This window comes from Paenibacillus cookii (assembly GCF_018333375.1).
Lineage (GTDB): Bacteria > Bacillota > Bacilli > Paenibacillales > Paenibacillaceae > Paenibacillus_AQ > Paenibacillus_AQ cookii.
The window spans coordinates 24,202-38,601 of sequence record NZ_BORW01000034.1 but is presented as its reverse complement, the minus strand read 5'-3'; the positions used below and the strand labels follow the sequence as shown (position 1 = coordinate 38,601).

The 14,400-nt window shown below is 53.8% G+C and carries 14 protein-coding genes and 5 tRNA genes; 7 read left to right on the top strand and 12 right to left on the bottom strand.

Annotated elements, in window-relative coordinates:
- Window positions 1-377 precede the first annotated feature (377 nt).
- The 3 genes from KI367_RS22215 to KI367_RS22205 all read left to right on the top strand — a co-directional run bounded on the left by KI367_RS22215 (window position 378) and on the right by KI367_RS22205 (window position 4,115).
- Window positions 378-1,034, top strand: coding sequence for an urease accessory UreF family protein (locus KI367_RS22215; RefSeq protein WP_036713088.1), 657 nt, complete (start codon window positions 378-380; stop codon window positions 1,032-1,034).
- Between the two features lie 90 nt (window positions 1,035-1,124).
- Entirely contained in the window at window positions 1,125-1,958 is an 834-nt protein-coding gene (locus KI367_RS22210) for an AraC family transcriptional regulator (RefSeq protein ID WP_212952190.1), read from the top strand.
- A gap of 207 nt (window positions 1,959-2,165) precedes the next feature.
- Window positions 2,166-4,115 carry an amidase family protein gene (locus KI367_RS22205; protein WP_212952189.1) on the top strand — a complete coding sequence of 650 codons (1,950 nt, stop codon included), beginning with the start codon at window positions 2,166-2,168 and terminating at the stop codon, window positions 4,113-4,115.
- Window positions 4,116-4,298: 183 nt separating this feature from the next.
- Here KI367_RS22205 and KI367_RS22200 read toward each other — a convergent pair.
- The 3 genes from KI367_RS22200 to KI367_RS22190 form a co-directional block, all read right to left on the bottom strand.
- A tRNA-Leu gene (locus tag KI367_RS22200) sits at window positions 4,299-4,384 on the bottom strand.
- Window positions 4,385-4,404: 20 nt separating this feature from the next.
- Window positions 4,405-4,480, bottom strand: a tRNA-Lys gene (locus tag KI367_RS22195).
- Between the two features lie 48 nt (window positions 4,481-4,528).
- Window positions 4,529-4,600: transfer RNA gene (locus KI367_RS22190), tRNA-Glu, on the bottom strand.
- A gap of 214 nt (window positions 4,601-4,814) precedes the next feature.
- On the opposite strand from KI367_RS22190, the gene tlp reads away from it, so the two are divergent.
- A complete protein-coding gene (gene tlp / locus KI367_RS22185) occupies window positions 4,815-5,030 on the top strand; it encodes a small acid-soluble spore protein Tlp (protein WP_036713083.1) in 216 nt (71 codons plus the stop codon).
- A 78-nt stretch (window positions 5,031-5,108) separates the two neighbouring features.
- On the opposite strand, the gene KI367_RS22180 is transcribed toward tlp, so the two are convergent.
- From KI367_RS22180 to KI367_RS22170, 3 genes are all read right to left on the bottom strand, one after another.
- Window positions 5,109-5,197, bottom strand: a tRNA-Ser gene (locus tag KI367_RS22180).
- 7 nt (window positions 5,198-5,204) lie between these two features.
- Window positions 5,205-5,280 (bottom strand) — tRNA-Asn (locus KI367_RS22175).
- A gap of 32 nt (window positions 5,281-5,312) precedes the next feature.
- Window positions 5,313-5,792, bottom strand: coding sequence for a SprT family protein (locus KI367_RS22170; RefSeq protein WP_081992589.1), 480 nt, complete (start codon window positions 5,790-5,792; stop codon window positions 5,313-5,315).
- 168 nt (window positions 5,793-5,960) lie between these two features.
- On the opposite strand from KI367_RS22170, the gene KI367_RS22165 reads away from it, so the two are divergent.
- Both KI367_RS22165 and cmpA read left to right on the top strand, forming a co-directional pair.
- The gene (locus KI367_RS22165) at window positions 5,961-6,311 is read left to right on the top strand and encodes a hypothetical protein (protein ID WP_036713081.1); all 351 of its coding nucleotides are present in this window, start codon (window positions 5,961-5,963) and stop codon (window positions 6,309-6,311) included.
- Between the two features lie 193 nt (window positions 6,312-6,504).
- Complete coding sequence (gene cmpA, locus KI367_RS22160; RefSeq protein WP_156124654.1) at window positions 6,505-6,633, top strand: cortex morphogenetic protein CmpA; 129 nt, start codon at window positions 6,505-6,507, stop codon at window positions 6,631-6,633.
- 192 nt (window positions 6,634-6,825) lie between these two features.
- Here the strand turns inward: cmpA and KI367_RS22155 are convergent, their stop codons facing one another.
- Window positions 6,826-7,293 (bottom strand): DinB family protein, encoded by a 468-nt coding sequence (locus KI367_RS22155; protein ID WP_036713078.1) that lies wholly within the window; start codon window positions 7,291-7,293, stop codon window positions 6,826-6,828.
- Window positions 7,294-7,482: 189 nt separating this feature from the next.
- Between KI367_RS22155 and KI367_RS22150 the strand changes: the two genes are divergently transcribed.
- The gene (locus KI367_RS22150; protein WP_212952188.1) at window positions 7,483-8,058 is read left to right on the top strand and encodes a CGNR zinc finger domain-containing protein; all 576 of its coding nucleotides are present in this window, start codon (window positions 7,483-7,485) and stop codon (window positions 8,056-8,058) included.
- A gap of 91 nt (window positions 8,059-8,149) precedes the next feature.
- On the opposite strand, the gene KI367_RS22145 is transcribed toward KI367_RS22150, so the two are convergent.
- The 5 genes from KI367_RS22145 to KI367_RS22125 form a co-directional block, all read right to left on the bottom strand.
- Window positions 8,150-10,360 carry a Tex family protein gene (locus tag KI367_RS22145; RefSeq protein ID WP_212952187.1) on the bottom strand — a complete coding sequence of 737 codons (2,211 nt, stop codon included), beginning with the start codon at window positions 10,358-10,360 and terminating at the stop codon, window positions 8,150-8,152.
- 521 nt (window positions 10,361-10,881) lie between these two features.
- The gene (locus KI367_RS22140) at window positions 10,882-11,232 is read right to left on the bottom strand and encodes a type II toxin-antitoxin system PemK/MazF family toxin (protein ID WP_036648300.1); all 351 of its coding nucleotides are present in this window, start codon (window positions 11,230-11,232) and stop codon (window positions 10,882-10,884) included.
- A 3-nt stretch (window positions 11,233-11,235) separates the two neighbouring features.
- Window positions 11,236-11,517 (bottom strand): CopG family ribbon-helix-helix protein, encoded by a 282-nt coding sequence (locus tag KI367_RS22135; RefSeq protein WP_036713120.1) that lies wholly within the window; start codon window positions 11,515-11,517, stop codon window positions 11,236-11,238.
- 232 nt (window positions 11,518-11,749) lie between these two features.
- Window positions 11,750-12,937, bottom strand: coding sequence for an alanine racemase (alr, locus tag KI367_RS22130; protein ID WP_212952186.1), 1,188 nt, complete (start codon window positions 12,935-12,937; stop codon window positions 11,750-11,752).
- A 208-nt stretch (window positions 12,938-13,145) separates the two neighbouring features.
- Entirely contained in the window at window positions 13,146-14,240 is a 1,095-nt protein-coding gene (locus KI367_RS22125) for an outer membrane lipoprotein-sorting protein (protein ID WP_036713073.1), read from the bottom strand.
- Between the last annotated feature and the right edge of the window lie 160 nt (window positions 14,241-14,400).

Below are 14,400 nucleotides of genomic sequence, written 5' to 3'. Positions count from 1 at the left end.
AAAAAAAGCCCGAACTCCAAGCGGGATCCGGACTGTCGTTTCGCATGTTTTTCAAGATAGATTCAAGGGCTTAGGATTTCCCTTTAAGTGCTTCATGTTTGTCATGAATCTCGTACCGAAGGAGCGATCGGCTCGCTCTCTTCGGGCTAAATCACCCTCCTGTTAATATTATGTTATATTTTATTACATTTAATTGAGTTATCATCCTCTTTTTTCACTCATTTTATTGACAAAAGGAAAAGTTTGTGTGATATTAACTTACAAATATTCTGTTTCAAATAGTCGTACAGTGCATTCTATGTAATATAATATAACATAAAATTTGGTTTTCATCCATTTCGAATGGCTCATCCTATTCTTACCTGGAGGTGACCGCGTTGAACGACAAAAGCACCAAACTGCTGGATTACGTGCAGATGCTGGATAACGATTTATCGGTTGGAGGCTTCAGCTGCTTATCGGACTTAAGAAGCCGCATTTCGGAGGGACGTATTCAAACGCAGATGGAACTCGAAGGTTATTTTCTTCATCCCCTGACGAACCGTTTAGTCCGCCAAGACGGCACCGCCATTCAAGCGGTATACGAGGCGGCCGAGCTGCTGGACATCGCCTCAATCAGCAACATCGACAACATGCTGCTTGGCCCAGCCTTAACGGCGGACGAATGCGAAGCGGCAAGAAAACGGGGAAAAAGACTGGTGAAGCTGGCACAAGCCTTGTACCCATGGCTCAACCTCTCCGTATTGGAGGGCATCGTCCGGGATCGGCTCGGTCCTGCTTGCCTGCCTACCGTTCATGCGTACATCAACTACCAATTGGGAACAAGCTGCGATCAGGCCGTGTACGGTTATATGAAATCCGCCATATGCGCCTGCGTTTACGGCGCGGCCCGCCCGCTGAACATCGCCCGTCCCGAGGCCGCCATGTTGGCCGGCAAATGGACGGCGGAAATGGAAAAGGCGTGGCTGCTCGAAAAAGATTCCCTGACGAAAGAACGTTTTGAATCCACGGCAAGCAACCCCCATATCGCTTGACCGGAAACGCCCGAATAGACACGGAAGCGGCCCCACGTTGTGGGGTTATTTTGATATGGACCCGATGCTTCATGAAGGAGAGAGATGACGATGAACCTTGCACCTGCCGCTTTTGATTTTTTGCCCGCACAGCCGGGGATGGCCAATCACTTCGACGACTATATCGAACTCCGCGACCATATTTCGCAAGAGGGCTTCCCGGTTCTCTTTTATCAATTTGTTGTTCCCCCGGAACACCCGGGACGGTGCCCGCTTATCCCCGGAGGCTGCATCGATATCCTGTTCCCTTTCGGAGCACAGGTTTCGGGCCCGATGGTTATAGGCGGCGTCCGCAGCCGGACGTTATCGCTCCAGCCGGGAACGACGTATTTTGGCGCCAGGCTCCTCCCCGTACCGCTCGCCCCTCATTCCCTGATCCCCGTCAAAAAACTGGCGAACAGCTGCGTCCCGCTTGGCGAATTCCTCCCCGCCCGCCTGTGCTCCATGCTGCGGCTTCCATTGGAGGGCGGTTCCTTTTTCAGCCGGATCAGCCTCTTCCAAGAGGGGATAACCCGCGTTACGGCGTTGGCGCCGCTTGGAGGAGATCGGGAGCCCAAAGGACTCGGGCCGGCGATTGACCGAATCTGCGAAGCTCGCGGAAATATCAGCCTCAGCCATTTATCGGGCATCGCGAACTGCTCAAGCCGACACTTCCGCTCTTTATTCGAGGCATATGTAGGGATCCCGCCCAAGACGTTTTGCCAAATCGTACGTTTCCAATCCGCCGTCCGCCAACTGCTGCAGCCCGGTAAAATCGCCTTCAGCAACGTCGTTTCGGAATCCGGTTATTACGATCAAGCCCATTTTATCCGCGAGTTCAAAAAATTCAGCCGCGAATGCCCGACCGTCTGGCTAACGCATCTTCTGCAAAAAAATCATAATTAGCGTCATATTACCTTACATCAGTTCCGTTTTATACAATCCATGTGATATCTTCTCCGCTAAAATAGGCTCCAACGATGAAAACAAGGCCGCTTGTTGATCCCCAATCCCTGCATATCCGCCTTCCGGCCCCTCAACCAGGGATTTCAAACAGGCCCTTGTCTTCCGTATAGAGTCATCTTTCATAACATAACCACAGGAGGAGAACTTATGAAGAGTTTCAAAAGCAAACAGTTAGCGCTGCTACTTATCTCTGCCCTGTCGCTCACCCCGACGATCGCATCGGCCTCTCCGGCAGCCTCCCCCGCCCCGAGCGGCGAGATGGCGGAAGCCTTATCCCAAAACTGGATGCCTCAATCGCTGACATCGGCTGGGGCTAGCAGTTCGCCGATCACGGCGGCCGAATTCGCCGAAGCGGTCAAAACGGCCGCAAAAGCCGCCGGTTCCTCCGTCACCCTGGCGGTCCCCCAAGAAAAAGGAGGGCTGACGCGGGAAAAGGCGGCTTCCCTCCTGGATTCGCTCATTCAAGTGCCTTATGCCAAGCCGGTTGAATATCGCGACGTTGCTCCGGACAGTCCCGATCGCAAAGCCATCGCAGACGTATACACCGCCGAGCTGATGCAGGGAAAATCACCTCAGGCTTTCGGCTACGGCAGCATGTTGACCCATCGCGAAACCGCCGCCATCGTCTATCGCCTTTACCGATATTTGCAGCCCTTCAAGCTGACCGAGGCTACGATCGCGGAGATGCAAAAAGCGATGGAAACCGGGCGCCTCACCTCCGAAGAACTGGTCGGGCAATATTTGGAGCGGATCGCGAAATACGATCATCAAGGCCCCAAACTCAACAGTATCCTTACTTTGAACGCCAAGGCGCTGGAAACGGCAAGACAGCTTGACGCCGAGCGCGCCGCCACGGGAGAACGCAGCCCGCTCCACGGCATCCCCGTGATCGTCAAAGACAACTACGATACATATGACATGCCCACGACCTCCGGCAACGTCGGCCTGAAGGGCGTCATCCCTCCGGATGACGCGGCGCAAGTGAAAAAATTAAGGGACGCCGGCGCCATCGTGATCGGCAAAGCCAATCTTCACGAATTTGCTTTCGGCTATACGACCGTCAGCTCGATGGGCGGGCAAACGCTTAACCCGTACGACCTGACCCGCGTGCCCGGCGGTTCCAGCGGGGGCACGGCCGCCGCCGTTGCCGCCAACCTGGCCGCGGTCGGCATGGGCACCGATACCGGCGGATCGATCCGGATCCCTTCCTCGTTCAACAGCCTGGTCGGCATCCGCCCGACCGTCGGCTTATCCAGCCGCGACGGCATTGCCCCGCTGGCGCTCACCCAGGATACGGGCGGACCGATCGCACGTACCGTAGCCGATGCGGCCCTCATATTGAATGCGACGGCAGGTTATGATCCCAACGACATTGCGACGGCCAAAAGCGTAGGCTTCGTGCCAAAGGATTATACCGATTACCTGGATCGCGACGGGCTGAAAGGCGCCCGGATCGGCATCGTACGCGAAGTATTCGGCACCGACGAACAGGTCAACGCCGTCGCCTCCCGCGCCATCGATGAAATGAAAGCCGCAGGCGCCGTACTTGTGGACAACGTCAAAATCCCGAACTTTGATGTCATCAACAAATACGGAAGCCTAAGCGCCTGGGAATTCAAATTCCAATTCAATGATTATCTCAAGTCGCTCGGCGACGCTTCGCCGTACAAATCGTTGGACGAATTGATCGCTTCCGGCCGGTACGATCCTTCAATCGAAAAGGCGCTGATCGACCGGAACAAACGAACCTCTTTGGACGCGCAGGAGTATAAGGACATCGTCCTGTACCGCACGAAATACGTGCAGGAGGCCGTCCTGAAAATGATGGCGGACCATCAGCTGGACGCCCTGATCTTTCCGACCTCGTCCAAAACCGCCGTCAAAATCGGCGAAGATCAGGTGGCCGGAGACGCCTTCAAGCTGAGTTCTTTTACGGGCTGGCCTACGGTAACGGTACCCGCAGGATTTACGCCGGACGGTCTCCCGGTGGGCATCGATTTTTTCGGCCGGGCATTCAGCGAACCCGAGCTTATCAAGCTGGCTTACAGCTATGAACAGCACACGCATCATCGCCAGGCGCCCGGATCAACGCCGTAACGTTTAATATTCCGCGATATTCGGAACTCATATTCCTTATTAAAATCATTCACCAAAAAAAAGCGCACCTGCTGCTGCGAGGTACCCGTCAGGATCCTCGGTTCGCGGCATCGGTGCGCTTTTGTTTTTCTTTTGAACACAAAAAAATCCTTGGCTTCGCAAGGACTGTCGTTGTTATGATTATGGTGCGGTAGAGAGGACTCGAACCTCCACGGGCATACGCCCACTACCCCCTCAAGATAGCGTGTCTGCCATTCCACCACTACCGCACGTTTAGGGAAAATAAAACTGGTGAGCCATGAAGGACTCGAACCTTCGACACCCTGATTAAAAGTCAGGTGCTCTACCAACTGAGCTAATGGCTCTCGATGACTCACAAAGATGTGCGCCCATACATTTAAAAGTGAAAGAAGTGACCCGTAGGGGATTCGAACCCCTGTTACCTCCGTGAAAGGGAGGTGTCTTAACCCCTTGACCAACGGGCCAGATTATCAATCGTGACAACAGAAATTATCTTAACAGAATTTTTGGGACATGACAAGTACCTTTTTGAAATTTTTTTTATTTCTTTTGGAACGGGCCTTTTTGCGTCATGGATGAATAAGTTTGGCCTGAATCCGGCATCTTATGATTGGTATGTCATCACTGGGATGAATTAATCCTGAACCTAAAATACACACACCAAAGGAGAACGAAACCATGGCTAAACCTGACAACCGCTCCGACAACGCGGAAAAAATCCAAAACGCCATCGACAATACGCGCGAAAACATCCAAAAAACGAACGATTACCTGGACGAGCATGCCGATGAAATCTCCGGGGAAGAGCTCCACAATCTCCAGCACAAAAATACGAAGCGCGAAAGAGCCATCGAAGGCTTTGAAGCCGAATACCAAGACGAAAAAAATCAATAAGTCGAAACGAGGGTTCCCATCCCTAGAACAGAAGAAGCTCCCAGCGTAAGCGCTGGGAGTTCTCGAAGTATTCCAAAACGGAGAGAGAGGGATTCGAACCCTCGCACCGCTTACGCAGTCTAACCCCTTAGCAGAGGGTCCCCTTATAGCCACTTGGGTATCTCTCCAAGATACTGGCTCCCCGAACAGGACTCGAACCTGTGACAACTCGATTAACAGTCGAGTGCTCTACCGACTGAGCTATCGGGGAACGTTTTCAATATGGTGACAATACATAATTTATCATGATTTTTGGGGCGAGTCAAGCGTCGTCTGCCGGAGTTTTCCCCTGCATTTGCCGCATCGAAAACGCCTGGTATCCACCTTCCGCTTGCGCATATATTTCATCCCGCATCCCTGGCAAACCAGGACGTAACGATACGGCAGCGTTTTTCTCCCTCCGCGGCTCTGAAGCGTGCTGCAAAACCGGCTTCCGCCCACATGCGAGAGCAGCGTTTTAAAATCGGAATCGCGATGCTTGTACCCTCTTCCGGCAAGGTGCAGGTGGTAATGGCAAAGCTCATGCTTAATGATTTTCTCCACCTCTTCCCTGCCGTTTTCCTCCAGCTGATGCGGGTTGATTTCAATGTCATGGGTATGCGTAAAATATCGTCCTCCCGTGGAGGACAATCTCGCATTAAACGTCGCCCGATGCCTGAAAGGTACGCCGAAGCTCTCCAGCGATACGCGTTCCACCCACTCCTGCAGCTCGTCGTTGCTCATGATCGGCATGTCCTTCATCAATGCTCCCTTTCCGTCTATTTGCACGGACACGAGTATTTTCCGCGCAGGAATCTACTTGAATTTTAACTTCACCCTAAGCTACACTGTCAAGTAAGGATTGATTTGCATCGATATGCAAGCAGCAAGTACGGAGGGAGAACCATCATAATGCCAAACATGCGATACGTTATTTTGCAATCGGGAGACAAACTCCAATACGTGGAGATGCCCGCCGATTATGCTTATCAGCTCAGCGCGCTGAATTTGAGGCTCCATAAGGAAGTCAGCAAGCTTACCGCCCAGGGTACGCCGGAGCTGCCGCTCGCCGTGGCCGAATGCGACCATCTCGAGCTGCTGCAGGAAACGTCCGCGATCGTAAGCGGCCTGGATTATATCAACGAACTGGAAAGATCTTTTGCTTCCCTCAATGAAACAAACTATCCGCTCATCTCGCTGCTCACCGAAATCCGTGCCCTGCAGGCGCAGCTGGAGCAATGGTACGAGGAAGAAGCCGTCTGACGTCCATGTTTAAAGGCGCACGCTGCCAGAGAGAGGGCACATCGCGTCCCGTTCGGGTCCGCTTTACGTCAAAAGTCGATTGTTGGATGTTCGCGGCATGGTCCGCCTCATAAAACGATGTAGACCTGCACGCTTTGGGCGTCTTCCCCATATGCTATCCATACAGACGGTTTTGCATGAGGAGGAGATACCCTTGCCGCAATGGCTCTGCAATCAACTGACACGCGCCTTCCGCAAAAAGGACAGACGCCAAATCAAGCTGCTGAACGACTGCTGGTTTTTTTACCGCAATTCAGGCAGCGAGGGCTCGGATCACTCATAAGTTTCGACATCCATAACGCAAGCAAAGAGGCTGCAAAAACCTAAAGCCGGACGGGCAACGTCCGGCTTCTTTTTTACCCTGAAGGCTGCTTATGAACCCCTGGCCGCATCCATTCTCTTTCCCCCGAAACACGGCCAGCAGCAGAAATTTTTCTTTAAATAGGAAGCGGGGGCATCCCCCAAATCTTGACGCTTATTCAAAGCTTCTCGTTGCCGGCCAGACGCCTTGCAGCTTGCTTAACAACACAATTTGACCCGTATGGTAGGCATCGTGGGTAATCAAACTCATAAAACGTTGAGGATGCGCATCGAGCTCCTCTTCCGGCAGCCGCTCCAGCTCGCTTTGCAGCGCTGCGTGCACATCCATAAGCCTCGATTTGGCCTGCTCCCAGCCTTGGCGGCTCGCTTCAGGGATGCGGAACGTCTCATCGTTGCTTAGATTGAAAACATCCGACGTCCCCTTTAACCGGGCCAGCAAACGCTCCTTATAATACAAAAGATGCTGGACGTTTTCCCAAATGCTGTTGGCCGCCCCGTCGGCGGGTTTCCACAGCGCCTGCTCAAACGATACATTTTGAAGGGCGGGCTGCAGCGGCGGATACCAATCTTCCTTTTCCATGCAATAACCCCAATATTCCAGCAGCAAATTCCGAATGCTCATTCCATCGCCTCCATTTAATTGTAACCATCAAATTAAACTACGGTAGTTACAAGGAGGATAACATACATATTCTTCCTGCACAACAGCCAATATGTTTAAAACGGTTTTCTCCCGGCGGTTCGCGGCCAAAGATGGCAAAAGCCATCCGTGATTGCTACAATGCACATATAGAAAGGATGAATTGAGGCCATGTTATGGGATGATTTCGTGAACAGCCATTGGCATGATTGGCGGGGCAGCGGACGCGAAGAGGACCGTTTGGAGAAGGAAACGTGGCTTCGCCGGTTTATGCAGGAAAACGGCATTACCGCCGCCAGCCTTCCGGATCCAGCGGAACTCCGCGAACTAAAAAAGCTCCGGGCATTTCTGCGGGAGCTCATTGGGCGGATCGTCGCCGGAGAAAACATGACCGATGATCAGATCGGGATGCTGAACGACTGGATGGAAAAAGCGCCGGTATACCGCAAATTGACCCGTGCGGCCGATGAAGCCGTGAGCCTAGCGTATCTTCCGGCCAACGCCGATTGGACGCAAAGCATGGCCGAAATAGCGGCCTCCTTTGCGTCCGTGCTGGCGAATGGCGAAACGTCCAGAATCCGCATCTGCGACAACCCGGACTGCCTTTGGGTGTATTATGACGATACGCGCAACCGCTCCAAGCGGTATTGCGACGACAAAATGTGCGGCAACCTGATGAAGGTGCGGCGTTTCCGGGCCAAAAAGAAGCTCTCCGCCCCCGTTCAAGCAAACCCGGACGCCCCCTGAAAGAGTAACCGGCTTCCCTTATAAAGACATGCGGAAATAAGCCCCGGTCTATCGATTTTTTCGACAGGGGCTTATTCGTTTTTACCGCCTTTTATTGCTGATCTTTCGGCTTGCGCATCGTCAAACCGACGCGGCCTTTTTTCAAATCCACGTTCAGCACCCAAACCGTTACATTGTCCCCGACGGAGACGACGTCCATCGGATGTTTGACGTAACCTTCGCTCAGCTGCGAAATATGCACGAGCCCGTCGCTTTTGATGCCGATATCCACGAAGGCCCCGAAGTCGATCACGTTGCGCACGGTGCCCTGAAGCTCCATGCCCGGAGACAAATCCTCGATCTTCAGCACGTCCGTCCGGAAAATCGGCAGCGGCAGCTCCTCGCGCGGGTCGCGGCCCGGGCGCTGCAAGCTTTCCAAAATGTCGCGCAAGGTCGGCACGCCGACGTCAAGCGCTTCGGCGAGCTGGCCGACATGCTGCTGCGCCAGCAAATCCGACAGCTCCTGCGTGCCCAGCTTGTCCATGCCGATGCCCAGCTCCTTGAACAAACGATCGACCACCGGATACGATTCCGGGTGGATCGGCGTGCGGTCCAGCGGGTTCTCCCCGTCCGAAATCCGCAGGAAGCCGACGCATTGCTCATACGTTTTGGCGCCGAGGCGCGGCACGTTTTGCAGCTGTTTGCGGCTGATGAATTTGCCGTTCGAATCGCGGTATTTCACGATGTTTTTCGCCAGCGTCGCGTTGACCCCGGCCACGTAAGACAAAAGCGACGGCGAAGCCGTGTTGACGTCGACGCCGACGTGGTTGACGGCCGATTCCACGACCGCCTTCAGGCTTTCGTCCAGATGCTTTTGCGAGACGTCATGCTGGTATTGCCCGACGCCGATCGCTTTCGGCTCGATTTTGACCAGCTCCGCAAGCGGGTCTTGCACCCGGCGGGCAATGGAAACCGCGCTCCGTTCCGCTACGTCCAGGTCCGGGAACTCTTCCTGCGCCAGCTTCGAGGCCGAATATACGCTCGCGCCCGCCTCATTGACGATCAGGTACGCCAGGTTACGATCCTGCAGCTCCCCGATCACTTCCGCCACGAACTGCTCGGTTTCGCGCGAAGCGGTGCCGTTGCCGATGACGATCAGCTCGATCCCGTATTTGTTGATCAGCTCGCGGAATTTCTCCGCAGATTCCTTTTTCTTGTTGTTCGGAGGCGTCGGATAGGTGACCGCCACCTCAAGCAGCTTGCCCGTCTCGTCGACGACGGCCAGCTTGCAGCCCGTCCGGTACGCCGGGTCTACGCCGAGCACGCATCTTCCTTTGACCGGCGGCTGCAGCAGCAGGCTGCGCAGGTTGCCGGAGAAGATGGAGATCGCTTGATTTTCCCCTTTTTCCGTAAGTTCCGCGCGGATTTCCCGTTCGATCGAAGGCGCGATGAGACGTTTGTACGCATCTTCAATGACCGCGGTCAGGAGGTTCTGCACGATGGACGGCCCCTTTACGGTCTGGCGCGCCATGAAATTGTGGATCGGCTCGGCCGATACCTCAAGCCCCACTTTGAGCACGTTTTCGCGTTCGCCCCGGTTGATCGCCAAAATCCGGTGAGGCGGCATCTTTTTGGCAAGCTCGCGGTAATTGTAATAGTTTTCGTACACCGATTCCTGCTCGGCATCCTTGGCTTCCGAGGTCAACATCGCATGATCCATCGTATAACGGCGGACCCAGGAGCGGATCGTCGCGTCGTCGGCCATGTTTTCCGCCAAAATGTCCATTGCGCCGGCAATGGCGTCGTCCGTGCTCTCCACGCCTTTTTCGGCATCCACGTATTTCGCGGCTTCCTTCTGCAGATCCCCCTGCTTCGGCTGCCCCATGATCCATTCCGCCAGCAGCTCCAGTCCCTTTTCCTTGGCGACGCTTGCCCGCGTTTTGCGTTTTTGCCGGTAAGGACGATATAAATCCTCCACTTCCTGCAGCTTGACCGCCTTCTCGATGGCCGTCTTCAGCTCGCCCGTCAGCTTGCCCTGCTCGTCGATGATCCGGATGACTTCGCGTTTCCGTTCCTCCAAATTGCGCAAATAGTGAACCCGTTCCTCGATATCGCGCAGCTGGTTTTCGTCGAGTTCCCCGGTCATTTCCTTGCGGTATCTGGCTATAAACGGAATGGTGTTCCCTTCGTCCAGAAGCTCGACCGTCGTGCGGATCTGCTTCAGCGAAAGCTGCAATTCCTTCGCGGTCTGCTGGATGATCCGTTCCTGTTCGATCGCCTTCTGTTCTTCCGTATTCATGTCGACAACTGCTTTTTCCGTCATATGAAATCCCTCTTTCCCGTTCAATTCGCTTGTTTCGGCGACAATTGCATCGTTCGTTCGTATATTTCGTTCGTTTAATGGCGCTTTTTATGCATTTATGGTTGTCATGTAAAATTTCGTTCTCCACCCGCATTACATGCAAGGCATGGAGCTTCAAGTTCCAAATTGGCGTAAAATCCTCGTAAAACGGTCTAAAAAATTTAGATATTTTTCTAAAAAGTAAAGCTAGGTTCTTGTATATTATCACAAACTTTTGCCTACATTTCCAGCGGACATCTTTGGAAGAGGCAAACAAGGATGGCAGATGCTTCTTTCCGGGGGCATTTATTCCCTTCAATCTGCCGGTTTTTGTCGGCACTTGCGTTAACGCTTTGTCAAAAATGCTCGGGTGCGAGGCTTGTATTTTACAATCTTTTTACGCGATCTTTCAAGGATTTGGGTCCGTGGAAACTTTATCCAGACCGCAAAAAACGAAAAAAGGCGGCCCCCCCGGGCACGCCTTTTCACTGCACTATTCATGGTTAAAAGTCGATCAAGCTCAAACTGATCTGCAGGGAATCATCCACCTTTTTCATCGTTTCCTCGTCCAGGTGGGTGATTTTGTCCGTCAGCCTTTGCTTGTCAATGGTTCGGATTTGCTCCAGCAATATGACAGAGTCCCTGTCAAAGCCATGCGAAGCCGCATCGATTTCGACATGCGTCGGCAGCTTGGCTTTCTGAATCTGGGCCGTAATCGCCGCTACGATGACCGTAGGACTGAAACGGTTGCCGATATCGTTTTGGATGACCAGCACCGGTCTTACTCCGCCTTGTTCAGAACCGACAACGGGTGACAGATCCGCAAAAAAAACGTCGCCGCGTTTTACGATCAATGTTTACACCCCGCTCACTAAGCGACCTAAAGTGCTGTCTGCATCTTCCTCCGCATGAAACGCCTCAGAGGCCATCGTCAAATTGATTTTGGCCATTTCCATGTAACCGCGCTGCATGGACTCGCGAATGTAACGCTTTTTCCGTTCCATCAGATACAGCTTCATGGCCTGCCTGATCAATTCGCTGCGGTTGGAATTTTCCATCGCAACGATGCCATCCACTTCCTGCAAAAGATGATCCGGCAAGCTGATCATAATTCGTTTGGTATTCTGCATATTAGCCACCTTTTCTTCCACCCCCACAACCTTCACACCCTTGTGCACCAGTATTACTTTATTCAAGGAAATTTATACAAAGGAATATATATGCCGAAGGTATATCAGGTATGCTGCATTCCATTATAAACTACAGCCGCGGTTTCCGTACAGACAATCTCGGCATAAATCCTTATTCGAGAAGCAGGCAAGTTATTCCTGCTAGCTGTTTCGGAAAAGTCGGGCGGCCATTTTTTTCCTTTTATTCAGGGAGGAGGGAGTTGACCAATCGGACGTGATTTCCGCCGCGAACGTACAGGCGCGGTACCCGGCCCGCGATCATGCAGACGACCTCGTAGTTGATCGTGCCAAGCCAGGAAGCCAGTTCGTCGGCGGTGATGCTTGAGCCGGATTGGCTGCCGATCAGCACCACCTCTTCGCCGGCCCCGATCTCTTCCGCTTCTTTCCCGAAGGACTTGAGCGACACCATGCACTGGTCCATGCAGATCGTTCCGGCCACGGGCACGCGGCGCCCGCGGATCAGCACCTCCGCCTTGCCGCTCAGCATCCGGGAGTAACCGTCGGCATACCCGATCGGGAGCGTAGCGATCATTTCCTCTGCTTCTGTTACATATCTTGCGCCATAACTTACGCCCCAATGCGGGGGCAGCTTTTTGACCAACGAAATGTTGGTTTTCAGCGACATGACGGGGCGCAGAGCCACGCGCTGACGGTTGACCTCATCCGATGGGTACAGGCCGTATAGGCTGATCCCGATCCGCACCATGTTGAAGCTCAGCTCCGGCATGTCGATCGCGGTCGCGCTGTTTCCGGTATGGAGAATCGGGAGGCGGATGCCTTTTTGCTCCATGGCTGCAACGACGCCGGCAAACCGGCGGTATTGCACCTGCGTATAGCTTTTGTCCTCTTCGTCGGCTTTGGAAAAATGGGTGAACATCCCTTCGACTTCGGCCTGAGGCAAAGCCGCGGCCTCCTCGATGAAGGACACCGCGCCGTCCCCGGGCAGCAGCCCCAGGCGTCCCATGCCGCTGTCGATTTTGACGTGCACCTTGAGTGGCCGCTCCAGGCTTGCTTCCGGCAGGCGCCGGATCGCCTCAAGCACCTCTGGGCTGAATACGGTCACCGTCACCCGATGCTCCCAGGCGGCCTGGATTCCTTCCGGGGGCGTATACCCCAGCACCAGCACCGGCACCTGAATGCCTGCCCGGCGAAGCTGGATCGCCTCATCCAGAAAGGCGACGCTCAAATAGTCCGCGCCGGCTTGCTCCAGCGCCCTTGCCACTTCCACGGCGCCATGGCCGTAAGCGTCCGCCTTGACGCAGGCCAGCAGCCGCATCCCTTCGGGAAGCGCATGCCGGAATGCTTTATAGTTCTCGATGAGATGATCCAAATTGATTTCCGCCTGTGTTGCTCTATATTGAACTTGCATTTTTTGCAGTCACCTTCTCTTACGTTTTACGCCAAGCTCGCTCATTAATCGTAATGTTCGAAAAGGCCACTGTCAATGAACCACGGCGGGGCGGTTTCGGGCATGTTTACCGTACCACACGGGCGTACCGATCCATCCCGCAAGCAAAAAAGCGGATTCCCCTGCCGCAGAGCAGCTGCCCTGCAGCGGAGAATCCGCCCGCGTGAAGTTATTTTCCGGTCTGCTCCTGCAGCGACACGGCGATTTTTTTCATCTCGTCGAACGGCAGGTTGCTGCTCGTGATGCGGAATTCGATGCCTTCGTCGTTCATCCAGGTCAGCGTCTTTTGCTCGTCTTCGGTATAAAGCCCTGCCGTAAAGCCGAGATCGACGACATCTCCGGATGCCAGGGAGGATACGGCCAAGTCCGGGGAGCGCGATTCCATGATGGTATATTGATAAGTTCCGTCATAACGGAGAAGGACCGTATGGTTTGCGCTGTCCTCTATTTTGTGGACATCCTTCTGTTCAACGCCTTCCGGCATGTACACCGGCTCGATCGTTCCGAAGTCTCCGAGCACTGTTGGCGCCGCCGCGTTTTCGGCTTCCTGCGAATCATCCGCGGAGATTGGATTTCCGTTCTCATCCACTTCCGTCACCATGCCCAGCGTCGGATCGCCTGCGGACGCCATGTTCCGGTTCATGTCGAAGGAATCCTTTTCGAACTTGGCATCGAACTTGAAGTCGCTGAATTTCACTTCCACCATGACATGCGCTTCGGCGTCGGATACCTGGACCTGCTTCGGAGCGTAGTTGTCTTTGCTGAGCCAAATTTTTTGGCGAACCAGGGACGAGCTGTGGTAATTGGCCGCAACGTCGAATACATAAGCGTCTTTGTCCTCGGCGAACTGGCGGGTTTTGTCGCTCAAGATGCCCTGCACCAGGGATTGGTATAAGTAGACCTGCCCTTGGTTTTCGGGCCAGTCGCTCTTGAAACGGAAGCTTTTCTTCAGGCTGGGCGTCAGGACGAATACGCCGTCGTCATTGCGGAGAACGATCTGCGTCACGTCCTTTTGCGCGTTGGTCAGGCTGATCCGGTAGTAGGAAGGATTTTGGTACCAGACCTCAATGTCGTATTCCTGCGGTTTTTCGCCCGTATACAACGTCATTTTGCCCGTTCCTTTATAAGATCCCTCCTTGCTTTGCAGTGTGTCGGCCACATCGGTTAATCCTTTGACTACGGAAGCGGCGTCCTTTTTGCCGCACCCGGCAAATACGACGGTAACGCACAAGATCATGGCGAGTACCCATGACATCCGGCGCATGACATCATCCCCTTTAGCACATGTTTTACTTGATTGATACATGTCTATGAGGGACTTGTTCACATTATGCAGACTAGCCTGACAAGCACAGGGGGACAAGAATCTTTCCGGATGACCAACGGTCTATACCCATTTGATACCTCTATGGATCCGAATTCTC

What these genes read in the sequence shown, in the direction of transcription:
- KI367_RS22210 (WP_212952190.1), top strand. Translation starts at nt 1,125, where the DNA reads ATGAACCTTGCACCTGCCGCTTTTGATTTTTTGCCCGCACAGCCGGGG.
- KI367_RS22205 (WP_212952189.1), top strand. Translation starts at nt 2,166, where the DNA reads ATGAAGAGTTTCAAAAGCAAACAGTTAGCGCTGCTACTTATCTCTGCC.
- tlp (WP_036713083.1), top strand. Translation starts at nt 4,815, where the DNA reads ATGGCTAAACCTGACAACCGCTCCGACAACGCGGAAAAAATCCAAAAC.
- KI367_RS22170 (WP_081992589.1), bottom strand. Translation starts at nt 5,792, where the DNA reads ATGAGCAACGACGAGCTGCAGGAGTGGGTGGAACGCGTATCGCTGGAG.
- KI367_RS22165 (WP_036713081.1), top strand. Translation starts at nt 5,961, where the DNA reads ATGCCAAACATGCGATACGTTATTTTGCAATCGGGAGACAAACTCCAA.
- KI367_RS22155 (WP_036713078.1), bottom strand. Translation starts at nt 7,293, where the DNA reads ATGAGCATTCGGAATTTGCTGCTGGAATATTGGGGTTATTGCATGGAA.
- KI367_RS22150 (WP_212952188.1), top strand. Translation starts at nt 7,483, where the DNA reads ATGTTATGGGATGATTTCGTGAACAGCCATTGGCATGATTGGCGGGGC.
- KI367_RS22145 (WP_212952187.1), bottom strand. Translation starts at nt 10,360, where the DNA reads ATGACGGAAAAAGCAGTTGTCGACATGAATACGGAAGAACAGAAGGCG.
- alr (WP_212952186.1), bottom strand. Translation starts at nt 12,937, where the DNA reads ATGCAAGTTCAATATAGAGCAACACAGGCGGAAATCAATTTGGATCAT.
- KI367_RS22125 (WP_036713073.1), bottom strand. Translation starts at nt 14,240, where the DNA reads ATGCGCCGGATGTCATGGGTACTCGCCATGATCTTGTGCGTTACCGTC.